28 protein-coding genes and 1 pseudogene are annotated in these 24105 nt (G+C 39.0%); 23 read left to right on the top strand and 6 right to left on the bottom strand.

Annotated features, from left to right (window positions below; all coding sequences use genetic code 11):
• Window positions 1–43: 43 nt before the first annotated feature.
• On the bottom strand, window positions 44–955 hold the full coding sequence (locus tag V7K60_RS04625) for a S1C family serine protease (protein ID WP_334923330.1): 912 nt from the start codon (window positions 953–955) through the stop codon (window positions 44–46).
• A 312-nt stretch (window positions 956–1267) separates the two neighbouring features.
• Between V7K60_RS04625 and V7K60_RS04620 the strand changes: the two genes are divergently transcribed.
• From V7K60_RS04620 to V7K60_RS04590, 7 genes and pseudogenes are all read left to right on the top strand, one after another.
• A complete protein-coding gene (locus tag V7K60_RS04620) occupies window positions 1268–1786 on the top strand; it encodes a pentapeptide repeat-containing protein (RefSeq protein ID WP_334923328.1) in 519 nt (172 codons plus the stop codon).
• 195 nt (window positions 1787–1981) lie between these two features.
• Window positions 1982–2845: a uroporphyrinogen-III synthase gene (locus tag V7K60_RS04615; protein WP_334923327.1), complete on the top strand. Its 864-nt coding sequence runs from the start codon at window positions 1982–1984 to the stop codon at window positions 2843–2845.
• A gap of 109 nt (window positions 2846–2954) precedes the next feature.
• Window positions 2955–3254: a 2Fe-2S iron-sulfur cluster-binding protein gene (locus tag V7K60_RS04610; RefSeq protein WP_334923325.1), complete on the top strand. Its 300-nt coding sequence runs from the start codon at window positions 2955–2957 to the stop codon at window positions 3252–3254.
• A 76-nt stretch (window positions 3255–3330) separates the two neighbouring features.
• The gene (locus V7K60_RS04605) at window positions 3331–3483 is read left to right on the top strand and encodes a hypothetical protein (protein ID WP_334923323.1); all 153 of its coding nucleotides are present in this window, start codon (window positions 3331–3333) and stop codon (window positions 3481–3483) included.
• Between the two features lie 119 nt (window positions 3484–3602).
• Window positions 3603–4118, top strand: a pseudogene (locus V7K60_RS04600) (endonuclease domain-containing protein).
• Window positions 4119–4475: 357 nt separating this feature from the next.
• Window positions 4476–5252, top strand: coding sequence for a class I SAM-dependent methyltransferase (locus tag V7K60_RS04595; RefSeq protein WP_334923321.1), 777 nt, complete (start codon window positions 4476–4478; stop codon window positions 5250–5252).
• A 71-nt stretch (window positions 5253–5323) separates the two neighbouring features.
• Complete coding sequence (locus V7K60_RS04590) at window positions 5324–6022, top strand: glutathione binding-like protein (protein ID WP_334923319.1); 699 nt, start codon at window positions 5324–5326, stop codon at window positions 6020–6022.
• A gap of 131 nt (window positions 6023–6153) precedes the next feature.
• Here V7K60_RS04590 and V7K60_RS04585 read toward each other — a convergent pair whose 3' ends face one another.
• Window positions 6154–6375, bottom strand: coding sequence for a hypothetical protein (locus tag V7K60_RS04585; RefSeq protein WP_334923317.1), 222 nt, complete (start codon window positions 6373–6375; stop codon window positions 6154–6156).
• Between the two features lie 44 nt (window positions 6376–6419).
• Between V7K60_RS04585 and V7K60_RS04580 the strand changes: the two genes are divergently transcribed.
• The 12 genes from V7K60_RS04580 to V7K60_RS04525 all read left to right on the top strand — a co-directional run bounded on the left by V7K60_RS04580 (window position 6420) and on the right by V7K60_RS04525 (window position 17973).
• Complete coding sequence (locus V7K60_RS04580) at window positions 6420–7724, top strand: O-acetylhomoserine aminocarboxypropyltransferase/cysteine synthase family protein (protein WP_334923315.1); 1305 nt, start codon at window positions 6420–6422, stop codon at window positions 7722–7724.
• A 214-nt stretch (window positions 7725–7938) separates the two neighbouring features.
• Window positions 7939–9018, top strand: coding sequence for a homoserine O-acetyltransferase MetX (gene metX, locus V7K60_RS04575; protein ID WP_334923313.1), 1080 nt, complete (start codon window positions 7939–7941; stop codon window positions 9016–9018).
• Window positions 9019–9135: 117 nt separating this feature from the next.
• Window positions 9136–9291 carry a hypothetical protein gene (locus V7K60_RS04570; protein WP_334923311.1) on the top strand — a complete coding sequence of 52 codons (156 nt, stop codon included), beginning with the start codon at window positions 9136–9138 and terminating at the stop codon, window positions 9289–9291.
• Between the two features lie 204 nt (window positions 9292–9495).
• Window positions 9496–10503, top strand: coding sequence for a hypothetical protein (locus V7K60_RS04565; RefSeq protein WP_334923309.1), 1008 nt, complete (start codon window positions 9496–9498; stop codon window positions 10501–10503).
• Between the two features lie 52 nt (window positions 10504–10555).
• Entirely contained in the window at window positions 10556–11677 is a 1122-nt protein-coding gene (locus V7K60_RS04560; RefSeq protein ID WP_334923307.1) for a tetratricopeptide repeat protein, read from the top strand.
• Window positions 11678–12081: 404 nt separating this feature from the next.
• Window positions 12082–12444 carry an Mpo1-like protein gene (locus V7K60_RS04555; RefSeq protein WP_334923440.1) on the top strand — a complete coding sequence of 121 codons (363 nt, stop codon included), beginning with the start codon at window positions 12082–12084 and terminating at the stop codon, window positions 12442–12444.
• The gene (locus V7K60_RS04550; protein WP_334923306.1) at window positions 12431–13435 is read left to right on the top strand and encodes an aromatic ring-hydroxylating dioxygenase subunit alpha; all 1005 of its coding nucleotides are present in this window, start codon (window positions 12431–12433) and stop codon (window positions 13433–13435) included. The genes V7K60_RS04555 and V7K60_RS04550 overlap by 14 nt, the downstream gene beginning before the upstream one ends.
• A gap of 263 nt (window positions 13436–13698) precedes the next feature.
• A complete protein-coding gene (locus tag V7K60_RS04545; protein WP_334923305.1) occupies window positions 13699–14439 on the top strand; it encodes a hypothetical protein in 741 nt (246 codons plus the stop codon).
• 5 nt (window positions 14440–14444) lie between these two features.
• Entirely contained in the window at window positions 14445–15530 is a 1086-nt protein-coding gene (locus V7K60_RS04540) for an aromatic ring-hydroxylating dioxygenase subunit alpha (protein ID WP_334923303.1), read from the top strand.
• On the top strand, window positions 15514–16419 hold the full coding sequence (locus V7K60_RS04535) for a ferritin-like domain-containing protein (RefSeq protein WP_334923301.1): 906 nt from the start codon (window positions 15514–15516) through the stop codon (window positions 16417–16419). Before V7K60_RS04540 ends, V7K60_RS04535 begins: the two co-directional genes overlap by 17 nt.
• A 39-nt stretch (window positions 16420–16458) precedes the next feature.
• Complete coding sequence (locus V7K60_RS04530; RefSeq protein ID WP_334923299.1) at window positions 16459–17664, top strand: P-aminobenzoate N-oxygenase AurF; 1206 nt, start codon at window positions 16459–16461, stop codon at window positions 17662–17664.
• Window positions 17665–17682: 18 nt separating this feature from the next.
• The gene (locus V7K60_RS04525; RefSeq protein ID WP_334923298.1) at window positions 17683–17973 is read left to right on the top strand and encodes a 2Fe-2S iron-sulfur cluster binding domain-containing protein; all 291 of its coding nucleotides are present in this window, start codon (window positions 17683–17685) and stop codon (window positions 17971–17973) included.
• A gap of 56 nt (window positions 17974–18029) precedes the next feature.
• Here the strand turns inward: V7K60_RS04525 and V7K60_RS04520 are convergent, their stop codons facing one another.
• Genes V7K60_RS04520 through V7K60_RS04510 form a run of 3 tightly spaced genes read right to left on the bottom strand, consistent with a single transcriptional unit; the run spans window position 18030 to window position 19533 of the window.
• Window positions 18030–18107: a hypothetical protein gene (locus tag V7K60_RS04520; protein ID WP_334923438.1), complete on the bottom strand. Its 78-nt coding sequence runs from the start codon at window positions 18105–18107 to the stop codon at window positions 18030–18032.
• 50 nt (window positions 18108–18157) lie between these two features.
• Window positions 18158–18502, bottom strand: a complete 345-nt coding sequence (locus V7K60_RS04515; RefSeq protein ID WP_334923297.1) for a HEPN domain-containing protein — start codon at window positions 18500–18502, stop codon at window positions 18158–18160.
• Window positions 18499–19533, bottom strand: coding sequence for a DUF262 domain-containing protein (locus V7K60_RS04510; RefSeq protein WP_334923295.1), 1035 nt, complete (start codon window positions 19531–19533; stop codon window positions 18499–18501). Before V7K60_RS04510 ends, V7K60_RS04515 begins: the two co-directional genes overlap by 4 nt.
• Window positions 19534–19746: 213 nt before the next feature.
• Between V7K60_RS04510 and V7K60_RS04505 the strand changes: the two genes are divergently transcribed.
• Genes V7K60_RS04505 through V7K60_RS04490 form a run of 4 tightly spaced genes read left to right on the top strand, consistent with a single transcriptional unit; the run spans window position 19747 to window position 23683 of the window.
• A complete protein-coding gene (locus V7K60_RS04505) occupies window positions 19747–20769 on the top strand; it encodes an aromatic ring-hydroxylating dioxygenase subunit alpha (RefSeq protein ID WP_334923293.1) in 1023 nt (340 codons plus the stop codon).
• A 42-nt stretch (window positions 20770–20811) separates the two neighbouring features.
• Window positions 20812–21564, top strand: a complete 753-nt coding sequence (locus tag V7K60_RS04500; RefSeq protein WP_334923291.1) for a sterol desaturase family protein — start codon at window positions 20812–20814, stop codon at window positions 21562–21564.
• The gene (locus V7K60_RS04495; RefSeq protein WP_334923289.1) at window positions 21561–22169 is read left to right on the top strand and encodes a DapH/DapD/GlmU-related protein; all 609 of its coding nucleotides are present in this window, start codon (window positions 21561–21563) and stop codon (window positions 22167–22169) included. The genes V7K60_RS04500 and V7K60_RS04495 overlap by 4 nt, the downstream gene beginning before the upstream one ends.
• Window positions 22169–23683: a GH3 family domain-containing protein gene (locus V7K60_RS04490; RefSeq protein ID WP_334923287.1), complete on the top strand. Its 1515-nt coding sequence runs from the start codon at window positions 22169–22171 to the stop codon at window positions 23681–23683. Before V7K60_RS04495 ends, V7K60_RS04490 begins: the two co-directional genes overlap by 1 nt.
• A 38-nt stretch (window positions 23684–23721) precedes the next feature.
• On the opposite strand, the gene V7K60_RS04485 is transcribed toward V7K60_RS04490, so the two are convergent.
• A complete protein-coding gene (locus V7K60_RS04485) occupies window positions 23722–24069 on the bottom strand; it encodes a hypothetical protein (RefSeq protein ID WP_334923285.1) in 348 nt (115 codons plus the stop codon).
• Between the last annotated feature and the right edge of the window lie 36 nt (window positions 24070–24105).

The following is a 24105-nucleotide window of genomic DNA, read 5'->3' as shown; positions in this document are numbered from 1 at the left end:
GATAAATTTTGACAAAGCTAGTTAAACCGATCGCAAATTGGCATTATTCTTCCTTAGTAGGTCGTTCGCCAACTGCGATCGCTAACTCAACTAATACTCCACCCCGGACAACTTGCACGTTGACAGGTTTCCCAATGCGATCGCTATTATTAAGCAGCGCCAATACCTCACCTGTATCGCCAACAGTTACACCATCGAACGTTACCAAAACATCGCCAAGCAGCACACCTGCATTATCAGCAGGCCCCGAAGACTCAACATTAACGACAATTACCCCAGTTGCAGAACTTAAATTTAGAGATGTTTTCAGGTTCTTTGGTAAGCGTACAGGTTGCATTCCCACACCCAAGTAGCCTTTTGAAATACGTCCTTTTGCTACTAATTGGTCAACCACGCGATCGACTGTAGCAGTGGGAATAGTCAAAGCAGTACCACGCCGCCCCGATGTATTCATACCTACTACAAAACCACCAGCATCTACGAGCGGCCCACCTGCAAAGCCAGAGTAAAGGTTGATGTCTGGGCGGATGAATTGCTCAATATTTCCGCCACTCATACTTCGCCAAGCACCGCTAACCACACTTACCGCACCCATCGCCGCTCTTAAGTCACCTTCGCTACCTCTTGCCAGTCCTAGTACCAGATGACCGACTTTGAGCGTTTTGGCATCGCCAACTTTTGCCACAGGTATTTCGACATTTTCTAGTTTAAAAACAGCGATATCGGTGCTAGAGTCATGACCGACGAGTGTTACTGGTGCAGTGCTACCATTTGATAGAGTGATGGTGATGTCGTCATAGCGCTGGAGGGACTCATCAGAGGTAACAATGATCCCATTACGCCAGTGAATACCACTTGGGGAAACACGAGTACCCCCATTCACAGCAACCACAGCACTCCCAGCTTGTTCTACGGTGTCAGCTAAACTGTTGGACAAAGCCAGTAATGAAGACATAAGATTTTTCTGCAAACGTTCTTAGATATTCATATCGTGCCGTTTTATCAACACAGATGGCATCGGAAAAATGGGGAGAATTCACCCTAGAAAAATGGCTAGGTTTTATATAAGCTTTTGGCGTTGCTGAATCAAGATATAAATAATTGGCTTTATCGGCTCTTTTCTTGAACGTAATACTAGAAACTTGTTGCTTGACAGCTTTAGAAGCTTACAGTCAAAGCCTTTGATGACATTATTATCAAATAATGTCAGTGGCTCTACCAACCATAAAATAGGCAGAAGAACCCAACTCATTCCTACAAATGAATTATGGAGATTACTACTGAACAGTTGCTCAGAAGATATGTTGCTGGAGAAAGAAACTTTGCTGGTATTGACTTGAAGCCTGCTACTGATACGGCAGGGATAGAGTTGCTTAAAGGTGCTAATTTGAGAGGAATCAATCTGAGAGGGGCTAATTTGCACTCTGCTGATTTTAAGGGGGTGGATTTGAGTAGAGCTAATCTTACTGGCGCTAATTTGTGTAGTGCCAACTTGAGAGGTGCTAATTTGAGCGAGGCTATTCTGGTTGGTACTAACTTGAGAGGTGCTAGTCTTGGGAGTGCTAATCTTACTTGTGCTTGCTTGGAGAGCGCTAATCTCACTAGGGCAAGTTTGAGAGGTGCTAATTTGCTCAATGCTGATTTTAGTTGGGCAATTTTGATTGAGACAAACTTTGGTAGTGCCAGTAACTTGAAAATTAACTCCACTATGTTCTACGTCTTTTTCTGGAAAACCATCCTGCCTGATGGAACTATAGAAGTCGGCCCCAGATACAGTGAGCAGTGAGCAAGGTATTCGATTCTGGTTCAGCTATCACAAAATATCTTAGTATATCGAACTTTCCTCACAGTTCTTGTTCACAAAAAAGTTTTTACTTCTCAACGATAGTAGGGAAGGGGTTGGGGGTTAGGTCTCTATTGGACTCAACTGAAAACCGCTATAAATTGAGCAACGCTCATTCTAAGCTGGAATAGCGATGAAATGGTAGATAAACAAATGCACACTCAATCAAGAGAAATCAACCTACTCACTCCATCTAGAGAATTACCTCTATATGGCAAGAGAATTTTAGTTACAGCACCGAGAAATTATGCTTTTAGGCTGTCTGAACAAATCATCAAACAAGGTGGTCTACCTGTTCTCATGCCTACTATCGAAACCTGCTATTTATCAAACTACACTAAGTTAGATACTGCTCTAGGCCAGATAGACGAATTTGATTGGATTGTCTTCACCAGTAGAAATGGTATCACTGCATTTTTTGAGAGGATGAATGATTTAAATATTCCCGTATCTGTGGTACAAAAATGTCACTTATGTGCATTAGGAGAAGACGCAGAAAGCTTATCATCTTTTTGTGGCAAAGTAGATTTAATCCCCACAGAATCTAGCCCAGCCGGAATTGTCGCAGAACTAGCGAAACTTCCGCAAATTCACAATAAAAAAGTGCTGATCCCGGCTCCTGAAGTTGTTGGTTTGCCTGAGCCTGATGTTGTACCTAATTTAATTACGGATTTGCAGAAATTGGGTATGAAAGTAACTCGCGTACCCACCTATATTACACAGGGTTTAGATAAAAATATCTACAGTATTGAATTAAACCTGATACGTCAAGCAATAATCAATGTAATTGCCTTTAGTAGCACGGCGGAAGTAGAAAGCTTTTTGACAATGGTCAATTCCCAAAGCGATTATGAACGTTGCATTATTGCATGTTTCGGTCCTTATACAACTGCCAATGCCCAAAAGTTGGGTATGAATGTCTCTATCGTGTCCAAAGATTATAGTTCATTTGAGGGATTTGCTGAAGCGATCGCAGCATTTTTTACTCTTGCTTCCGGTTAAAACTAAGCGTCTCAAGATATAGAATAATCAACTAGATTTCACTCTAGACTAGCTGCACATAAACCCGTAGTATCGAAAATAGAGTTTATATTGAGTTAGGAATTTTTACATGGCAACTTACAACGTTACATTGCGTACCCCAGAAGGCGAAAAAGTAATTGAAGTCCCTGATGATGAGTACATCCTAGAGATCGCTAACGAGGAAAATGGACTAGACTTGCCCTATTCCTGTAACGCTGGTTCTTGCTCTACCTGCACTGGCAAGCTGATTTCAGGTACAGTTGACCAAGACGATCAGAACTTCTTAGACAACGATCAAATTGATGCGGGATGGGTTCTCACCTGCGTGGCCAAGCCCCTTTCTGATTGCGTTATCGAAACCAATCAAGAGGAAGCGCTTAACGCTTAAGAGCGGGTAAGGGTTGAGGGCATTGGTGTCATACTTAAGCCTAAACCCTTTTTAAATCTCGTTTCTCCGGCTGAAAATGCTGCTCATTGGGCTGCTGCCTCCGTTGCTGGCGGTAGTAGCCGTCCATTGTATACGTTACTTTAAAAAAGGTGTGGAAATTAAACTGCGATCGCAAGTGGTTATAAATGTACAGCAACGTTTGGATAATTTGCATTCTCTGAAGGATTAGCCAAAACTTACAACTGCTTCCACAATCCCACCACTGACATTCAACAATTGCGTACATGATAAACGCAAGAAAAAGGGGAAAGATAAGGGGAGAGATGAGTTTGTTTTAGGTACAAAATTATGGGATATAAGCCCTCACCCCAACCCTCTCCCAGAGGGAGAGGGAGTAAAGAAACAGAAGAAGAGAAGAAATATCAAGAAGATAAAAATAAAGATAAATCTTGTTCCCCTCTCCCAGAGGGAGAGGGGCTAGGGGTGAGGGCAGATATTACTAGATTAGCTGGTAGAAACCGACAAATTTCCAAAGTATTATTAGAACGCGCCCGTGAGTTAAGAAAACAACAAACACCCGCAGAAGAAATATTATGGGAATGTTTAAGGGATAGACGTTTGTTAAATACAAAATTTCGCAGACAACATAATATTGGTAGATATATCACTGATTTTTATTGTTACGAATAATTACTAATTATTGAGTTAGATGGTAGTATTCATGCAAATCAGCAAGCTCAAGATTTTATCAAAGAAAACTGGTTACAATCTAATCACTTCACTGTGATTCGCTTTAGTAATGAGCAAATATTTAATGATATCAAGTTAGTTTTACATACAATTGCTCAAGCCCTCATCCTCTAACCCCTTCTCCCCAAGAGGAAAACTAAAATCGCTCAAACTTATCTCAGCATTCTCCCCCAATATTGGTGTCAACTTAACGTGAAACCCGCTTGGTGAGAACGTTTTGCCCTCACCCCCAGCCTTTTTTCCATCCGTGAGAGGGGAGCAAGAGATTCAATTCCCCTTCTCCCAAGGGAGAAGGGGTTAGGGGATGAGGACGTGAGGTGATGTGTAAAACACCTACCCAATATAGCTTTCAGCTTAAGTTGACACGTATGCTCCGCCAACCCCGCAGTGCTTGGACTTATGAAGTAGAACTACGTCTGTGGGTAGAGAACTTCTAGCCTAGACAATTGTTACAAGAATAGTTTTGTAGGTATGAAAATTGATTTTGGTGCAACTGCTACTGATTATGCAAAACACCGCGCTGGTTTTCCCAGTTCATTATTTAACAAACTGTCTGAATATGGTATAGGTTTACCAGGGCAGAATATTGTTGACCTCGGCACAGGAACAGGAACACTAGCGCGGGGTTTTGCTGATAGAGGTGCTTATGTAATTGCCATAGATCCATCAGCCTCACTTTTAGAACAAGCCAGACTGTTAAGCGAATCTGTGCAACTTAAAGTAGATTATCGAGTCGCAACTGCCGAGAATACTGAGTTACCAGATGCCAGTGCGGATGTGGTGACAGCTGGACAGTGTTGGCATTGGTTTGACCGTCTGCGTGCTGTCGAGGAAATTACTCGTATATTGAGAGTAAATGGCTTGCTCGCGATCGCACATTTTGATTGGATACCCTTAAAAGGTAATGTAGTTGAAGCAACAGAACAACTAATCGAGGCTCATAATCCCGCATGGAATTTAGGCGGCGGTAATGGCTTGCATCCCCAGTGGTTACAAGACATTGGCGAAGGAGGATTTCGAGATATCCGCACATTTTCTTACGATGTATTTGTGTCTTATACACACGAAGATTGGCGGGGACGAATTCGTGCTAGTGCTGGCGTGGGAGCCAGCTTGACACCAGAAGAGGTAGAAGTATTTGACCAGGAATTGGCAACATTGCTCGAAACAAAATATTCTACACCAATTCTTCCGGTTCACCACAGAGTTTGGGCTGCGATCGCAAAATCACCACAATCTAATTCGTAATTCGTAATTAAGAGATGTCTGTAACGCACTATTAACCTACAAAACAATCGCACAATTTTAGGAAAATAACCATGATTGAACTTTACTATTGGGCAACTCCAAACGGTCATAAAATTACAATTTTCTTGGAAGAAGTTGGCTTACCATACACCATAATTCCTGTGAATATTGGGGCTGGGGATCAATTTAAGCCAGAATTTCTGAAGATTTCTCCTAACAATCGGATGCCTGCGATCGTTGACCACAAGCCAGCAGATGAAGGTGCGCCAATTTCGGTATTTGAGTCTGGTGCAATCTTGCTATATTTGGCAGAAAAAACCGGGAAATTAATCCCCCAAGATTTACGTAATCGCACTCAAGTTTTAGAATGGTTATTCTGGCAAATGGCAGGGCTGGGGCCGATGGCGGGACAAAATCATCACTTTAGTGCTTATGCTCCCGAAAAAATTGAATATGCCATTAACCGCTATGTGAATGAAACGGGACGCTTATATGCAGTACTAAATAAGCAACTAGCAGATAGAGAATTTGTGGCTGGCGATTATTCCATTGCCGATATTGCTGCTTATCCCTGGATTGTGCCCCATGAACTCCAAAGTCAAAACCTAGAGAATTTTCCTCACCTCAAGCGCTGGTTTGAGACAATTAAAGCGCGTCCAGCAACAATTCGCGCCTATGAAAAAGCAGAAGCATTCAAAACTGAAGCGCTCGATCCAGATAAGTTACGAGATTTGTTATTTAACCAGTCGGCGAAGACTATTCAGCCTTGAGCCTAATGAAATTGTCTTGTCACTGTGGCGATCGCAGCAATTTCTGCAAGGGACAAATTTTGGTCTAAGTTATCATTGATATAAGCGATCGCTTATATTAATTTATGTTTTGGTAATCCACCTGTGTATTCTCAAATAATAAATTTCTGCGTGGAGTAGCATTTCAACAAATGCACCGCCAGCAGATTTGCTGCTGACTCCATATACAGGTAACTATCAAATCCACTAGTTTCTATTTCTTGCTTGAGTGTCAGTCCAACTTGTTGTGCTAAAGATAAGGAATCCTGGGCACAACAAGTTAAAATACGGTAAGCCTTCCAAATTACGGTTGATTCATCCAAAACAAGGTTCAATTATTATTAATTATTTGTATAATTGGAAACTCAAATAACTGCTTATGTCAGAACAATATCGTTTTGAAACCCTGCAAGTTCATGCTGGACAAGAGCCGGCTCCTGGAACTAATGCTCGTGCTGTACCCATTTACCAAACGACTTCCTACGTTTTTGACGACACCGACCACGGAGCGCGGTTATTTGCTCTCCAGGAATTTGGCAACATTTACACCCGCATCATGAACCCAACGACGGATGTATTTGAAAAGCGGATTGCTGCCTTAGAAGGGGGTGTAGCAGCATTAGCAACCGCTAGCGGGCAAGCGGCACAATTCTTGGCAATCAGTACCATTGCTCAGGCTGGGGATAATATTGTTTCCACTAGTTTTTTGTATGGTGGAACATATAACCAGTTTAAAGTCTCTTTACCACGTTTAGGTATTAACGTCAAATTTGTTGCGGGAGATGACCCAGAAAGTTTTCGTCAAGCGATCGACGATCGCACGAAAGCGTTATACGTTGAAACCATTGGCAATCCCCAATTTAACATTCCCGACTTTGCCGCTTTAGCTCACATTGCCCACGAAAACGGCATACCTTTAATTGTGGATAATACTTTCGGTGCTGGTGGGTATTTAGCTCGGCCTATTGAACATGGTGCTGATATCGTAGTGGAATCTGCAACTAAATGGATTGGTGGACATGGTACTTCCATCGGTGGCGTAATTGTCGATTCGGGTAAATTTGACTGGGGTAATGGCAAATTTCCTCTATTTACGGAGCCAGCACCCGGCTATCATGGGCTAAATTTTCAAGAAGTATTTGGCCCTAGTGGTTCCTTTGGTAACATTGCCTTTATTATTCGTGCCAGAGTTGAAGGATTACGAGATTTTGGCCCGTGCTTAAGTCCATTTAACGCCTTTCTGTTACTGCAAGGATTAGAGACTCTCTCTTTACGTGTAGATCGTCATGTGAGCAATGCCCTAGAATTGGCTCGGTGGTTAGAGCAGCAAGAGCAAGTATCATGGGTTAATTATCCGGGGCTTCCTAATCACCCATATCATGAACGAGCCAAAAAATATCTTCGGCATGGCTTTGGGGGAGTTTTAAACTTTGGTATCAAAGGTGGACTAGAGGCGGGTAGAGCTTTTATTAATCAGGTGAAATTAGCGAGTCATTTAGCAAATGTTGGTGATGCGAAAACTCTTGTTATTCATCCCGCTTCCACAACACATCAACAGCTAAGTAATGACGAACAGCTTTCAGCAGGTGTGACACCCGATTTGGTGCGGGTATCAGTGGGAATTGAACATATCGACGACATCAAAGAGGATTTTGAGCAGGCATTCCGGCAAGTTAGGATTTAGTTTTTAATTGTGCATTGGGGAGCCACTGCGCTGGCCGGGCAATGCCCGACTTGTACTCCTACGGAGAAGCAAGCTACGCGTAGCGTCTCCGACAGGAGAAGCAAGTGGCGTCATGGGGCATGGGACATAGGGCACAAGAGGCAGAGGGGAAAGACTTACTGCAACTGCTCCTCTGCTCCCTTGCTCCTCTGCTCCCTCATCTCCCTACCTAGATATGATCTACTTAGACTTCATCTCACCACAAACCCAGTTTTACCAGATGACGATGCCATTTCAACTTGAAGGCGGCGAAAGATTAACTGCGGTTCAGGTTGCCTATCGCACCTGGGGACAGTTAAATGCTCAAGGCGATAATGGGGTACTGATTTGTCATGCCTTAACTGGTTCTGCTGACGCTGATGATTGGTGGGAACCTTTGTTTGGTTCAGGGAAAGCCTGCAATCCAGAACGCGACTATATTGTATGCAGCAACATTTTGGGAAGTTGTTACGGCACAACTGGGCCAACTACTATCAATCCCATAACGGGAAAGCCTTATGGTGTATCCTTCCCTAAGATTACAATCCGAGATATGGTTCACCTGCAAGCTGTACTACTAGAATACCTGGGTATTCAATCTCTGCGATTAGTAATTGGCGGATCGCTCGGTGGGATGCAAGTACTGGAGTGGGCATTATTATATCCAGAAAAGGTGAAAGAAATTGCACCCATTGCTGTTTCTGGCAGACATTCAGCTTGGTGTATTGGATTAAGTGAAGCCCAAAGACAAGCAATTTATGCCGATCCAAACTGGCAAGGAGGGAACTACACTCTGGATGCGCCCCCAAACCAAGGACTAGCAGTAGCGCGGATGATGGCGATGTCTACTTACCGTTCTTGGGATAGTTTTACAAGCCGCTTTGGACGGCAGTATGATGCATCTGAGCAGTTTACTATAGCTAGTTACTTACAGCATCAGGGTCAAAAGCTAACAGAACAATTTGATGCTAACACTTACATCACCCTTACCCACGCAATGGATCGCCACGATATTGCACGCGATCGCACTAGTCCTGATTTGTCAGATTATGAATCTATTCTCCAAAGCATCCAGCAACCAACTTTAGTTGTCGCAATTGATTCTGACATCCTCTATCCTCCAGTAGAACAACAAGAATTGGCAAATTTAATCCCTAATGCTCAACTGGCGTGGTTGAAGTCAACCCACGGACATGACGCATTTTTAATTGATATGGCTGCATTGAATGAACTGCTGATCTCTTTTCAGCAAAGTTTAGATTTCTCAGCCTCCTAACTCGATAATCTGGTTTTGTAGGGTGTGTTATCGCGTCAGCATAACGCACCGTCAGAAATTTTCGGTGCGTTAGGATAAAATTCGATAACGCACGCTACCAAATTTAAGCTTGTGTATATGGAAACAATTTATAGAGTGGCGACAGTCGCGGGAGTTGAGATTTTGCGACAGCGCCAACTAAAAGATAGTGTACCAGATTTGCGGTGGATATCTGAGCGCATTGAGGAACGCGTATTTTTGTTAACCCAACTGATGGCTATTGGTAACGGGTAAGCTTGGGTATCTGCGGAAGGATTTCTTTATCCTAGAAGGGGCGGGTGAGATCGCTTCTAGGTGGACTATTTAAGATATTTTGCAATCAGTTAAAATTTATTAATATTTAAACTTCAGTAAATCTAGCAATCGTAAAAACACTTAAAATGAATTGTAGTCTCTCCATCCATAAGAGGACAAATCATATATACAAGAGAATATTAAATGTTACAAAAAATAAATTTTATATTTGTTTTTGTTATATTTAGTGTGTTTAATAGCTTCACACTATACGGCTGTAAAAGCATATCTAGAATAGGAACAGCCAAACTTATTAAAGAAACAGTTGAAATAGAAATAGAAAAAACTGCGATCAAAGGATCTGAAGATACATTAGAATCAGGGACAAATATTCGTACATTAAATCATTATCTTTCGCTAAATAAAGCAGTTTCAAATAAAAACTTAATAAAAAAATATAAAGTTAAATTCTCAGTAGAATCTCAACCAGTAACTTTAAATCAAGAAGAATTTATAGAATTTAGGGAAAGAGCGCAAAACTTTAATAATTTAACTGGTCAATCTTATATCAGATACAAACAAGAACTTACAGATAAAGTAATCAAAGAAAGCGAAAAGTTACCTTTTGAATCTCAGGAAGCGTATAAATATTTAACTGAAAGAATTGATATAGATTTACCTCAAAGTTTAAGATTTGAAGGTGATAAAATACTAAATCAAACACTGTATAACGAATTTGAAAAATATTATTCTCATAAATTATCTACCAAAATTTATCAAGAACTTAACGATAAACTATCTAGAAAAATCGGCGATAAAGCCCCCAAAGCACTAATAAATGCTTCTTTACAATTAGTAGCAGATGAAGTCTTAGATGAATTCATAATTGCTAGTTTTATTTCAAATAGCCTAGATGTAAGAATTAAAAAATTAATTAATGAAAATGAGAGGTTGCCAAGTTCAAATGATTTTTTGATAAAAGATGAAGCACTAGCAGTAAACAAGTCAATTTCTTCATTTATTAATAAGGAAATAAGTGATGATTTAGCTAAACATCTTAATAAGAAACTAATCGAAAAATCAGAATTATGGGCAAATAGAGGATACAAAATTAAGCGAAGCATTTTAATTGTAGTAGGTACAACAGTAGCTGTTAAAGTTGTCCATTCTGTTACTCATGATTCTAAAAAAGACAATTTTAATGAAAAATAATGATTAGTTAATATTTGCTTATCTTATATTGTACAGTTCCGTTACATATATCATGGATGAAGTAAAAGATGTAATTAAAGAATATCGTACAGAAGTTGAGCACTTGGTATATAAATATTATGAAATCGTTGACGGACAATTAACCGATAATGCTCGTTATCAATTAACAGAATCTCAAAAATATCTTGGCATATCTTTAGAACAAGCAACATTGATTGAATTTGAAATTCTTAAGAATTGTCAAAATTATGAGCAAAAAATACATAGCTACAAGCAGTTGTTAAATCACAACATTCAGATAGATGGGCGTATTAGCCCTAAAGGTCATCAGTTTTTAGAGAACTTGCAGCAGAGATTAGAACTTAATAATGAGGGTGTTGCAGTAGTATACGCTAGTTTAGGAAATGATTTTAAAAAAGCAGGTAAATTTGAAGCTGCTCTCATACGTTTTCAGGAAGCAATTGATTTAGACTGTAACTGTGCAGTAGCTTATACAGGACAAGGATATATTTTTTATGAGCAAGGTAAATGGAACAAAGCAAGAACAAGTTTTCAAAAAGCAAGGGAATTATTTGAATTTCAAGACATGCCTCAAGAAGTAGAACAAATTCAGATAATTTTATCCGAATTTCACAAAAATCATGATTTTTGGAATAATATTTTATTAATCATCAAAAACTTATGTCTGCCAAATCGTCAAAAAAGTATTTTGACATTATCACACCAAAACATATCAAATAATGATGTGTACAAAGAACAAAACTTGTTTATTCAAAATTTCACTATAGAGGATAAATCTGTGTCAGAAACCTTTAATACTCACATGAATGAAGTTAAAATTGCTAACTTTGCTAATAAGATTCAGGATAGTGGTCACCAGCAAGCTAACCAATATATATATGAGTCCCAACAAAAGCAAAATCTTGCTGAAGCAGCAGCAGATATTCATCAACTCCTGAAGCAACTGGAAGCAACGAACTCCACTACAAACGAAGTGGAAAAACTGATAGTTGTAGCTAAAGCGGCTGAGGAAATCAAAAAGAACCTTACACTGAAAGCACGGGTCATTAATGCGCTCAAGATAGGAGGAACCGAGGCATTCAAAGAGGCAGTCGATCATCCACTGGTTAACATTCTGCTGGCAACTATTGAGGGTTGGCAGGAAGCTGAGTAGTCAATATAGAGTTTTCTAAGCAACTGAGGTACACAGAGTAAGCTCATTTAATTTGGTATAAAGATAATTTGACAAATTAAAGAGGATAAGCATAAACGACCGTGTAAAAAATGGACTTGATGACTGAGCAAGATCAATGAGACAAATCCAATGCTGTCGTTGAAAATTGCCAGGAGTTAAGTTGATGTCAGAAGGCTTTGAAACTAAATCTGCTGATGCTAGTAAAAATTCTTTTAATCAGCGCCAGCCAACAAAAGTGACAGAATGTGGGTGGTAACATTAAAAAAATTATCGGTAAGCAATAGTATAAATTAAGGGGATAGTTTGGATTAAAGGGAATCATAAGTTGCCGTGAAGGAAAGCATCTACATTGAAACCAGGATCTTAGGTCACTTGACCATCAAATTATAGATCATCCTTTTAAAGACTATTGGGATATTTTTATTCTTAAACATCAGCATCCGATTAATATTACTCTACATATTCTGGGAATATTATTTTTTTACGGCTTACTCTTTTATACTTGGAATTTACAAAATATTTGGTTACTCTTAGACTTACCGTTAACTCAATTATTGGGATTAACCGGACATTTTTTATTTGAGCGTAGCCATATTGATTTACAAGATGCTGTATTTTCTTGGCGGGCTTCTTATTGTTTGGGTAAAATGTTATTTAGGATTTTGATGGGTAAATATCAAGATGATATTCGCCAACGACAAGAAATATTAAATAATTATCTATCAAACAATTATGCAAATATTTAATAACTGGAATGTAATTGCTAAAGGTTGGTATATTGCCTGTCCTAGTCATGAAATACCTAAAAAAACAGCAAAATCTGTAGAAGTATGTGGTCAAAAAATTGCCATTTTTAGAGGTGAAGATGGGCAAGTGCGGGCTTTGGATGCTTACTGCCCTCATTTGGGGACAGATTTAGGAATTGGGAAGGTTGATGGTAATTGGATTCGTTGTACATTTCATCATTGGGCATTTGATGAAACAGGACTTTGTCAAAATATTCCCTGTCAATCAGAAATTCCTACTCAAGCTAAATTACAAGCTTATGCAACGGAGGAAAAGTATGGATTTATCTGGATTTATCCAGATGCTAAAGCACCAGAGGTAGTAGCTGATTTTGATGAATTAAAAGGTAAAGAAATTGTTGCACAAGCTGATATTCCATTTGAAAGAAGTTGCCATCACCATATCTGTATGATGAATGGGATTGATGCTCAACATTTAAAAACAATTCATCATTTAGATATCAAAATGGATCTGTCGCTACATTGCAGCGAGTTAAATACACAAATTGACTTTACAATGCGAGGACAATTCCCTCAAACTACTTGGAGAGAAAAGTTAGGTCAAATATTTCTTGGTTCTACATATCAATATTCAATGCGTTATGCTCATGGTTGCATTGGTTTGTTAACAATGATGAAGGATGTTAGGCTTTTTCCGCCACTGTATATGATATATGCTTATAGTCCAATTGCATCTGGAAGAACAATAATTCAACCAATTTATGTAACTGAAAAACGTCAAGGTATTGTGGGATATCTGCAAAGTCAGTTTTTGCTATTCTGTACTCGATTAGCTTACTATATGCTCAGAGATGAGGATGGCAAAATTTACGACAATATTCGTTTTAATCCGAAGTTGCTCCTTAGTATTGATCAGCCATTAGCTCAATATATGGAGTATGTAAATCAGTTAAAACCGTCTCGATGGTCAAAAAACAGAGGTGTAGAATAGTAGGTTAGGTTAGTAGCAGCGTAACCCAAAAAAAACTTTGGTAATCTTGGGTTTTGTTTCTCAACCTAACCAACATCTGAATTATTTTGTAGAGTGGACAATGCCCACCAAACCTGATTGAGAAGGTGCAAGATGTGAATACATAATTGTAACGTAAATAACCATTTTTGAATCTGTCACATTACACTGTAAATTTAGTAAGGTAGTCGATAAAGTGTTAATTACAAACATATTACAAATCGATTTTAGGTAATTTCCGAATAATGAAGAGTTTGCTGATTCCTGTTCAAAATTTGCAATCAAGCGAGCGCATCGCCATGTATGCGCTGCTGCAAAATCACTTTCAAGGTATAACCTGGGATGGGTTTCAAATTGATCTAGAGCGCAAAAACTGGGTTGTGTTGTTAAGAGATGAAACATCCAATGCACTCAAAGGATTTTCAACTCTGATGTTATGTCAAAAGACTTTTTTGGGAGAAAAAATTAGTGTCGTATATTCCGGCGACACTATTGTTGATCCTAGTGCTTGGTCGAGTACAACACTACCACGTAGTTGGATTGCCGCCATCAATTTTCTGCATCAACACTATGCAGAAAATAAACTTTACTGGTTGCTAATTTGTTCTGGTTTTCGCACTTATCGTTTTCTCCCTACTTTTTGGCAAAATTTCTATCCACGTTATGATGTCACAACACCTGCCGATGTTGCAAATCTGATGGTGAGTTTAGCACGCGAATACTATGGTAGTTTATACCAAGAAGCAACTGGTATCGTCCATTTCCACCATCCCCAAATTCTCCGCGAGGGGTTGATTGAAATCCCCACAGGAAGACAGACTAATCCCCATATTCAGTTTTTTGAGGAAAAAAATCCTAGCTACCGATTAGGAGATGAATTGGTTTGTTTAACTGAAATTAACTATGAGAATCTCACTCGTGCTGGAAAACGGATGTGGGAGTCAGAATCATCGTTAAATTTTGTGCAAGATTGTGCTCTCATTTAAATTTTATGGTATATACAAACCCACAATCAAACTTTAACAATCCAACTCAATTTATAGAGGGATGGTACTGGACATTACCATCCAAAAAATTAAAAATTGCCAAAGTAAAAGCTATAACATTGCTAGGTAGAAATCTGGCAATTTATCGGGGAGTCAGTGGGAAAGTAGTGGTGGTGGATGCTTATTGCCCTCACATGGGCGCTCATTTAGCAGAAGGTAAGGTAGAAGGTGATGGAATTCGCTGCTTTTTTCATAATTGGAAGTATGACAATCACGGAATTTGTGTAGATGTTCCTTCTCTCGGAAAACCGCTACCTGTGTGTATTAAAACTTGGCATACGGCGGAAAAGTACGGCATAATTTGGGTTTGGGTGGGAGAAGAAAAGCCAAGTTCGCTGCCCTTTGTACCAGAGTTAGAACAGGCAGATTGTGATTATATATTGGGGACTCAGTTTGTCAAAAACTGCCATCCCAATGTCTTACTAATTAATGCGATTGATGCTCACCACTTCAATACAGTACACAATCTACCCTTAGAGATTGTATTTGATTCTCAAAACCTCAACCCCAACGCTATTACCTTCAGCAACACTACACGGGGAGGGGATGATTCTTGGTTAATCCGCCTGATTCGTCCTTTATACCGCAATGAAGTTACTTATAGTATGTGTTACTGGTATGGCAGCACCGGCACTGTAACCCTAGGCCCGGATTTTCTGCACTTCTACATTATATTTACAGTGCGAATGATAGAAGGTGGTAAAACTGAAGGGCAAACAATTCTTGTGACTCCTAAGCGTCCGGGATTTTGGGGATGGGTTTTAAATCGTGGTTTGTTATGGTTAACTCAGCAAGTTGGTAATTACTTTGCAAAAGGAGATACACAGGTATTTCAAACAATTCAGTTTGATTTAAAGACTCCTACTAAAGCAGATCAATCTATTCTGCAATTTATTCAGCACGTTAATCACCAGAAAGCCTTAACCTGGGAAAAGTGGGAAACTGTTAATTATCCAGATATTCAAACTTTATTAACATCTAACCCTGACTTCAGATTAATTGAACAGGAAAAAAATGGATTTAAAATATAACATTGCCGGTTTTGATCTACCACACACAGATTCTCATAACTGTTTACGACGGATATTAACAGCAGCATTACCCAATCAGAATAATTATGCTAATGATCCACAAATAAATTATTGGGATGCGGAATTTTTCAATTTACATCAAGTCAAAATTTTTCAACAATCTAATCTTACTGAACAATCTGCTATTCTGGAACTTACTAATCGCAGTCTGTTAGAAGAATCATATTTCATAGAAAAAGCAGGCGTTGGCTACATGGCAAAAATGGTACTGTTAGCAGAAACAGTTGAAGAACGAATGCTCTATGGACTGTTTACGGCTGATGAAGCTACCCACCTTCATCAAATTAGCCATTTTTTACCAGAAACGGAAGTAACTAACACGGACGATCCGTTTTTGCGCTTACTATCAGAAGTGGTTGAAAGTGCAGATAAAACAGTTTTGTTGTTTGTGCTGCAAGTAGTTTTAGAAGGATGGGGTTTAAGCCATTATCGACGTTTAGCAAAGGAATGCCGCTATCCAATTTTAGCAGAACTTTTTTCCAGTTTTTTACAATCTGAATCCCGTCATCACGCCACAGGAACCACCTTGTTTAATCAAATTACTATTTCAGCATTCAGTCAAACAACAATTCTTGATGTATTGGCACAGTTTTTATTTATGGTACAGGTGGGGCCACAAAGCTTACTTGCAGCAGTCGAACAAGTGAAAGGACATCTGACGCGATCGCAAAAAATCCAAATCTTAGAAGAACTAGATACAGAGACTCACAGCGGAACCCGATTACAAATATTGCGATCGCTAATGGGAGGAAAATCAGCCCAGTTTATCCTGCAAAATCTAGATGAACGCGGAGCCTTTGAACCCCTCCCCGCCCATCAATGTGTGTAATAAATATCAATCTTATCTCTGCGTTAAATAAAAATGGATATGGAAAAAACTATTTATCGCAAATTACAAATTAACCACACCCGCAACAAACAGCAAGATCATACTGCTTTAATGGATGAAGCAGTTACCAATTTTCGCTATGAAGATTGTCAAAATGAGTATTGGAACCCAGAGGAATTTTCCCTGCTATATGGTACACCTTTATGGGAACAGTCCAGCCAACATCAGCGTATAATTTTAAATCAACTTTACTGGGTAGCTTACTACTCACAAATTGTTTCTGCTGAAATTGCAACTATCTTTTTCAATCAAACCAGTGCAGCCGGACTTTACGCTCAAGAAGATTTTCGCTTAATCTGCGATACATTAGATTTGGAATCCGCCCAAGAGCGATCGCACATTAACGCCTTCCGCACAATTGCTAAACAGGTTGAACAAGCGTTGTTTGGGGAACTTATCTTTACCTACCCCATGCGCGGCCCGTTTACGGAAACGATGGTTTATGCTGACACCAATGCCTTAAAAACTTGGTGGAAAAAAATTCAACTTCAATACTTTGGGCTGATTTCTGCGAATAATACTTTTTTGGCTTGTCAGTATTTCACGGTACGGGGGGTGCGGACACTAAACGGCAAGTTAGTACAGCACAAACTCAGCAATTATTATCAAAAACATCCTCATCCTGAAGCTGCTCCCATTCCTGCTAAAGTCTCTTATTATCACTTCATGGATGAGAGTTTTCACTTTAATAGTTCGACAATTATATCTCACGATGTTATCACCTGCCTTAAGCCACCAACTGCTTTTGAGCGACTGGTTGCTAATTTAGGATTGCTAGGATGTCAGCATGATCATTTTCATTTTTCTGCTGCCATAAACGGTATTTTCTGGTACGATCCGGCGCTGTATGGCAAGATTTATCGGGTGTTGCGATCGCCCATTTTTGAGATGAGTGACAGGGATGCTAAAGGAATGATGCGCCGTTGTTTTACAGAGGAGTCGGAAGGATTGCAGCGCAGTTTTTTAACTCATCAGGAGGCGATGAAATCTTATCAGCTGTATATTGAAAAGCTCGATTATCTTTGGCAACGTAATCGAGAAATGTCACTGATGGCTAATAATTCAATTTCTCGATATTTGGCGACTCAACAAAAGGCTTTTCAAGGTTTTGAACACCAAGAGGATTTGTTTTTAGTTTACGCAGAGACGCAGAGGCACAGAGAAGAATGGAAGAGCGTTATTTAGGTAAAATTGTTTTGTATTATGGCTGACTTATGTAAGATATCGTTTCCAGGAAGTGATTTTGTTCCTATCACTCTGAAATGTCATCAAAGTTTGTCTGAACATCTCACGGTTCAGAATTCACCTGTTTTGTTTGGTTGTCGGACTGGTATTTGTGGCACTTGTTTGGTTGAGGTGATTGGTGATATTCCTCCTCCTCAACCTGATGAACAGGAAATGCTGGAGACATTAGCAGCTAATCATCCTCATGCGCGGTTAGCTTGTCAGGTTAATGTTACAGAGAATGTTGAAATTCGGAAGATTGAAGGATGAATTAGTTAAACTCAGTTTAGAGACTTAGTTTAATAAAATCATGGAAACTGTAAAAGTTACTTTATTATTTCTTCCAAAATTTCTACAGCTTTTTTGACATTCTTATACCAAGTCGATACATTATTGTAGCTCATACCGACACTTTTACCATGAGCTATTTTGTGACGATTAATAACCACACTATCTATAGAGTTTTTATTTCATCAACAATTTTACTCTCAGCTTGAATTTTGTTAGTGAATTCGCTTTCCCAAATAGGGCTAAATTTGCCTAATATTTCTGTAATTCTACTTGTTTTACAGTTTGTTATATCTTGTATCTGTTTTGTAACAAATTTTTGAATGTTTGGTGAAGCTTTGTTTTCACAATATTTTTCTAATAAAACTCTCAAAGATTCTTCAATGAATCCTGATATCAAGATACATAGATACTTTGACCATTCACTTTGAATCTCTGGTTCTGTGAAAGAAGCAAATTTTTTAAAGAGATTATCTATTTTCTGACGATGAGCTAATATAGATTGATTCATAACTGCGTATTTCTATAAAGCTCTTTAACATACTCCAGCCTCGTAATTAGATTTTTTCTACTTGTGGTAGAGGGTTGAGCAAATGACCAGAAATGCTTGTCATTAATCAGCAATTCGTAAAACTTTTTAAATTTTGAACATTCCAAACCTTTATCCAACTCTTGAGCAGTTATAACCATCACACTATCAAAAAGAATTTGGAATTTTTTTCTCTCATAAAAAACTTTAGAGCCTATACAATTTTTAAGAAAATATATTGTATTTAAAAATATATTTTTTATCTCAGTTTCGGTAATTATATCCAAATCTTTGTTTTTTAACATAAATTGATTGAGAAAATTGGTCATATTGCCTGAATAATTTTCTCCATCGAAATATAGAGATAAAAATCTTAATATATGCTCTTGTTCATCAGCCCGAATATCATCCTTTCTATAAAGCTCTTTCCAGGTTTCATTTTTTGATAAATCTTGAAGCAATTCACTAAAAGAACCATGATAGAGAGCATTCCGAATCTCCTGTGGTTTTAAGGCAGTTCCAGTAGTATTAAGTCGTTCAAATAGATAAAAGATTCCACGTGGATCATAATTTTCAGATATAATTATGCAGTGGATTATTGCATTATTAAGCTCACGACGCTCCGATAGTGGTAATGTGGAATAAGTTAAGCCTTCTAACTGTGGGACGACACCTTTAAGCTTAAATATTTTCCCATTTGGAAAAGATTCTTGAAAGAAATACTGCAAAGTTTTCAGCCGTTGCTGTCCATCTATAACAAGATATTTTTTGGAAAACTTATCTTTAGCGAGAAAGAGTGCAGGGCTAGGAAGGCCAAGTAGCAAGGTTTCAATAAAGCGTGATGCTTCTTCTTCTTCCCAAACATACTTTCTCTGAAACCCTGGAATAATAAATTCTTCTTCTTCCACTCGTTTCACTAATGTATCCACAGGAAAGTCAGCACCGTAATACTCTACTTCAAGCCTTGGACTTTCGGTTGTTTCTATATCGTAGTTCATAAGTTCTTTATACATTTATGCTAAGTAGATTAGTGCCTTGGTTGCACATACTCTTAGATCGTAGCCTACCTGCCAGTTTATAAGCTGTTTTCATTTAAGATTCCCTGGACATCATACTACAAGGTAAAACCATCTAACTTGACCTAAAACAAGTTTTCAGCAACCAACAAAGAATGAGCTTTTGCTTAAGATATAGCCATAATTTAAATACGATCGCTCTCACCCACCATGCAATTTGCAGATTTCTGGTACATTGTCGCACTCAGCGAACAATTACAATCTAACAAGGTATTACCACGCACCGTTTTAGGAGAATGGTTAGCGATATTTCGCGGTGAAGATGGACAACCCGTAGCTTTGCGCGATCGCTGTTTACACCGCAATAGCCGTCTATCAGCAGGTAAAGTTTGTGACGGTGCTTTACAATGTCCCTATCATGGTTGGGTATATGACGGAGTTGGGAACGTTATTGCTGTTCCAGCCGAAGGAGATGATTTCAAACCTTCCCCACAGCGTCGAGCCAAGTGTTACGCTACCAAAGAACAAGATGGCTATGTTTATGTGCAGTTAGCCGATACCCCAAGCGTTGATCTTGAACCCTTTTCTATGCCTCACTACGAACAAACAGGATGGGAGACGGTGCGGGTAATTAACCGTTTTGCTAACAATGTTACTAATTGTGCGGAGAACTTTATCGATATTCCCCATACGGCTTTTGTTCATCCTGGTGTTTTCCGTACTTCCCGCCAACAAAAGTTAGAGATGACTGTAGAACGGTGGAATGGTTCGGTTTTGGTGGAGTATCGCAACGAAAACAGTAATTTGGGATGGTACAGCCGTTTTCTGAATTTGCAGGGTGCAGAGATTAAACATAGCGATCACTTTTATATGCCAAATATTACCTCTGTGGAATATAAAATGGCACACAATCGCCATTTGTTCATTACCAGTCAATCTATTCCAGAAACCGATAATTCAACTCTGGTTTATACGGATGTCACCTACAACTATGGTATTTGGAATAAGTTAGCACGTCCCTTTGTGCAGTGGACTGCTCAACACATTATCCGCCAAGACGTGGAAATTTTGGGTATTCAGGGGGAAGCGATCGCTAAATACGGTACACAATTTTATAATACGCCTGCGGACACAATTCATATATTTGTAGAGTCAATTATAGCAGCTATATCTCGTGGAGAAGATCCGCGTTTATTGCCAAATCAATCGTTAAAAGTTACATTTTGGGTTTAAGAATAATTCGTAATTCATCAATATCAGTGTGAGTAATCAGAAGTGGGAATACAAAACTTTTCACAACTACTAATTTTTGGTTCTTTTATCGGATTAGTTGGCTGGACTATTACAAATCAGGTTGGACGAACTCAACTTCAAGTTAAAAGTCGTGAAGATTGGTTGCTAGATGGTATAGGATTAACAATTCAAGGAATTTTCATTCCCTTACTACAAGCGACTTTAGTTTATTGGCTTTATCAACATTTATTACCTACTCAACAAGGATATTTAAAAGTATCGTTAGTTACGGCTTTTATTATCAGTTTTGTCATGGTTGATTATTTATATTATTGGAATCATCGTTTATTACATACTAAATTATTGTGGAAAGTTCATCAAGTCCATCATACTGTTACTCAGATGGATGTATTAGGAACTTCTCGGAATACACTCTGGACAAGTTTGTTAATTATTTATTTATGGATACACACTTTGTTTTTGTATCTGTTAGCTGATCCAACAGGTTATTTACTTGGAGTAAGTCTAACTTCTGCTTTAGATTTATGGCGACATAGCGAATTGATAATTCCTGAAAGTAGCTGGCTTTATCAATTTTTATCTTCTTGGTTAATCTTACCACAGGATCATGCTTGGCATCATTGCCGCGAAGTCCACAATTATAACTATGGGGCTAATATGAAAATTTGGGATAAGTTACATGGAACATATTATGAAAGCAAAAAAATGCCATCTCTCATCGGAATTTCTAGCTCATTAAATTTGTTCCAAAAACTTTTATTCCCATTTTCATGACAGTTATAAGTACAATTCTTTTGTTTTTTCCTACCCTTGTATTAATGATAATTGGGACAGCAATAGTCTACCTTGCCTATTCACCCAACATCTTCAGCATTCTGGTGGTGTTCCTTTCTATTTATGGGCTACCAGTGCTAGTTTACCGCTTGCATGAATGGGTTTATCCTGTGCGGGAGGGTATTAGTTATCTACAAAGTAAAGAATATAGTCCCTGGTGGGGTAGTCATCAAATCCAGGTAATTTATATTACTATTTCCGCCTTGGAAGGAGTGCTGCGGTTGATTCCGGGGGTATTTTCCTGTTGGTTGCGATTATGGGGTGCTAAAGTGGGGCGAGATGTTTACTGGACACCAAGTTTGGAAATTGCCGATCGCAGTTTATTAGAAATTGGCGATCGTGTCGTTATCGGGCATCGTGTCGGTATCTATTCTCACATCATTAAACCCCGCAAGCAAAATTTAATGTTGTATGTCAAAAAAGTCAAGATTGGCAGCAATGTTTTTGTGGGAGCCGGATCTAATCTTGCTCCCGGTGTAGTCATTGGTGATGGTTCTTACTTACCAGCAGCCAGTAATCTTTATCCTAATCAAAAGGTGCAATAATGCGTCCAATTATTCAGCTTTTTGGGCAAATCCTCGCACCAACGGCGAGGCGATTTCATCAAGCTTTGGATAACCCAGAGTTAATGCAGACATCTGTAAAAAGGGAGATTTGCGATCGCCTAATCAACAGTGAGTATGGTAAAACTTTGGGGATTCATTCTCTAGACGATTGGTACGCACTGCCAATCGTAGATTATGATGCACTCGAACCCTACTTAAATCAAAAACAGCAGCAAATTTCCCTTACTCCTGAACCTATTTTGTTCTATGAAAAAACCTCTGGTAGTAGTGGGGCGGTAAAATGGATTCCTTATACTCAATCTTTGCGACGATCGTTTAATCAAATGTTCTGTATCTGGGCGCATGATTTGATTGTACACGGACCGAAATTTTCCACAGGGAAGATTTATGCTTGTATCTCGCCGCAATTAGATGTAGCAGATAGCCAAACTTTACAGAACGATCTAGATTACTTAGATGGCTGGTTGCGTTGGTTTTTACGTCCTTGGTTAGTGATGCCAAATAAACTGAATCGGTTGGATGATGCGAACTTGTTTAAACATCAACTGGCTTTGGCATTATTAGAGGCTGAAAAACTAGAAATTATTTCTATTTGGAGTCCTAGTTTTCTGCAAGTACATTTAAAATATATTCAAGAAAATCAAAATTTATTGCGAAAAGAATTACACAACCGGATTTCACATAAGCGCCTGCAACTTCTCAGTGAAAGTAATATTTCCTGGATGCAACTCTGGCCAAATTTGAAGCTGATTTCTTGCTGGGATAGTGCCAATGCAGCAGATCAAGCTCAGGGATTGCAAGCGCAATTTCCAGGTATATTCATTCAAGGTAAAGGACTACTAGCAACCGAAGCCCCAATGACGATTCCGTTGATTGTCGCTGGAGGATATGTGCCGATTCTCAATGAAGTGTTTTTCGAGTTCGAGGATGAGACTGGTTCCCTGTATGGTTTACATCAACTCAGTATTGGCAAGGAATACACAATTATTTTATCGCAGAAAGGAGGTTTGTATCGTTATCGAATTGGCGATCGCATCCGGGTAACTAATTACTATCGCCACACTCCCTGTTTAGAGTTTCTCGGACGACATAAAGCCATTAGCGATTTGGTGGGCGAAAAGTTACAAGAAACTTTTGTCAATAATGCTCTGACTCTGTTGAACTTGCAAGAAGCTAATTTTAAAAGCTTGATACCGATTGCCGATCCTCCACACTATATTCTATTACTAGATTCGGCAAAACAAACCCCAGAAATTATTGCTCACAAACTGGATCAGGCTCTATCAGAATCATATCATTACAAGAGAGCGCGAACCATCGGTCAACTCGCACCACCACAGGTTTTAATCTCTAGTCAAATTCTTGAAATATTAGTTTCCCATCGTATTCGCACCGGAAGTATCTGGGGAGGTATTAAACATCCAATTCTGGCAAAATCACCCATTAGCACTGAACTTTTACAAGAATTGAAGTTGGAAATTACCCAGAAATAGTTTACTAAGTACTAGCTTTTTTAAATTTGATTAAATATTTAACGTGATTCTAATTTAGCAACTCGCTCCTCTAATTTATTAACTTGTTGCTTCAATTCAATCACCAAAGTTGCAAGCCGATCAAACATCGGATCTTGCTGTGATAAGTTCCCTCTGGAACCACTTGACTGTCGTGGGGTAAGTCTTGTTCTTGAGGATGGAGACTGACGGGTTCTACCTAGCTGAGACTCTAGCTGATTTAACCGCGACTCAACACGATTCAAGTCTGCTTCTAAGTTATTGATGCGGGACTCTACTTGCTGGGATGAGGCAGTTTTGGAAAAAAAACTGCCCCAGATAATTGTTACTAAAATCCCGGCGATTACTAACACCTTGATTTTTTTCATATCAAATAGCTGACTTGTTATAACAGCCTATGTAAC

It is taken from the genome of Nostoc sp. (assembly GCF_036917555.1).
In the GTDB taxonomy this organism is placed as follows: domain Bacteria; phylum Cyanobacteriota; class Cyanobacteriia; order Cyanobacteriales; family Nostocaceae; genus Nostoc.
Note: the sequence above shows the minus strand (reverse complement) of the source record. Positions and strands in the feature narration are given on the sequence as shown.

Bases quoted from the DNA above. Each gene is read 5' to 3' on its own strand.
- V7K60_RS04485 (WP_334923285.1), bottom strand. From the start codon at position 24,069: ATGAAAAAAATCAAGGTGTTAGTAATCGCCGGGATTTTAGTAACAATT.
- V7K60_RS04590 (WP_334923319.1), top strand. From the start codon at position 5,324: ATGATTGAACTTTACTATTGGGCAACTCCAAACGGTCATAAAATTACA.
- V7K60_RS04560 (WP_334923307.1), top strand. From the start codon at position 10,556: ATGGATGAAGTAAAAGATGTAATTAAAGAATATCGTACAGAAGTTGAG.
- V7K60_RS04545 (WP_334923305.1), top strand. From the start codon at position 13,699: ATGAAGAGTTTGCTGATTCCTGTTCAAAATTTGCAATCAAGCGAGCGC.
- V7K60_RS04520 (WP_334923438.1), bottom strand. From the start codon at position 18,107: ATGAGCTACAATAATGTATCGACTTGGTATAAGAATGTCAAAAAAGCT.
- V7K60_RS04610 (WP_334923325.1), top strand. From the start codon at position 2,955: ATGGCAACTTACAACGTTACATTGCGTACCCCAGAAGGCGAAAAAGTA.
- V7K60_RS04570 (WP_334923311.1), top strand. From the start codon at position 9,136: ATGGAAACAATTTATAGAGTGGCGACAGTCGCGGGAGTTGAGATTTTG.
- V7K60_RS04530 (WP_334923299.1), top strand. From the start codon at position 16,459: ATGGAAAAAACTATTTATCGCAAATTACAAATTAACCACACCCGCAAC.
- V7K60_RS04595 (WP_334923321.1), top strand. From the start codon at position 4,476: ATGAAAATTGATTTTGGTGCAACTGCTACTGATTATGCAAAACACCGC.
- V7K60_RS04580 (WP_334923315.1), top strand. From the start codon at position 6,420: ATGTCAGAACAATATCGTTTTGAAACCCTGCAAGTTCATGCTGGACAA.
- V7K60_RS04620 (WP_334923328.1), top strand. From the start codon at position 1,268: ATGGAGATTACTACTGAACAGTTGCTCAGAAGATATGTTGCTGGAGAA.
- V7K60_RS04535 (WP_334923301.1), top strand. From the start codon at position 15,514: ATGGATTTAAAATATAACATTGCCGGTTTTGATCTACCACACACAGAT.
- V7K60_RS04625 (WP_334923330.1), bottom strand. From the start codon at position 955: ATGTCTTCATTACTGGCTTTGTCCAACAGTTTAGCTGACACCGTAGAA.
- V7K60_RS04495 (WP_334923289.1), top strand. From the start codon at position 21,561: ATGACAGTTATAAGTACAATTCTTTTGTTTTTTCCTACCCTTGTATTA.
- V7K60_RS04525 (WP_334923298.1), top strand. From the start codon at position 17,683: ATGGCTGACTTATGTAAGATATCGTTTCCAGGAAGTGATTTTGTTCCT.
- V7K60_RS04510 (WP_334923295.1), bottom strand. From the start codon at position 19,533: ATGTATAAAGAACTTATGAACTACGATATAGAAACAACCGAAAGTCCA.
- V7K60_RS04505 (WP_334923293.1), top strand. From the start codon at position 19,747: ATGCAATTTGCAGATTTCTGGTACATTGTCGCACTCAGCGAACAATTA.
- V7K60_RS04605 (WP_334923323.1), top strand. From the start codon at position 3,331: ATGCTGCTCATTGGGCTGCTGCCTCCGTTGCTGGCGGTAGTAGCCGTC.
- metX (WP_334923313.1), top strand. From the start codon at position 7,939: ATGATCTACTTAGACTTCATCTCACCACAAACCCAGTTTTACCAGATG.
- V7K60_RS04490 (WP_334923287.1), top strand. From the start codon at position 22,169: ATGCGTCCAATTATTCAGCTTTTTGGGCAAATCCTCGCACCAACGGCG.
- V7K60_RS04565 (WP_334923309.1), top strand. From the start codon at position 9,496: ATGTTACAAAAAATAAATTTTATATTTGTTTTTGTTATATTTAGTGTG.
- V7K60_RS04550 (WP_334923306.1), top strand. From the start codon at position 12,431: ATGCAAATATTTAATAACTGGAATGTAATTGCTAAAGGTTGGTATATT.
- V7K60_RS04540 (WP_334923303.1), top strand. From the start codon at position 14,445: ATGGTATATACAAACCCACAATCAAACTTTAACAATCCAACTCAATTT.
- V7K60_RS04615 (WP_334923327.1), top strand. From the start codon at position 1,982: ATGGTAGATAAACAAATGCACACTCAATCAAGAGAAATCAACCTACTC.
- V7K60_RS04515 (WP_334923297.1), bottom strand. From the start codon at position 18,502: ATGAATCAATCTATATTAGCTCATCGTCAGAAAATAGATAATCTCTTT.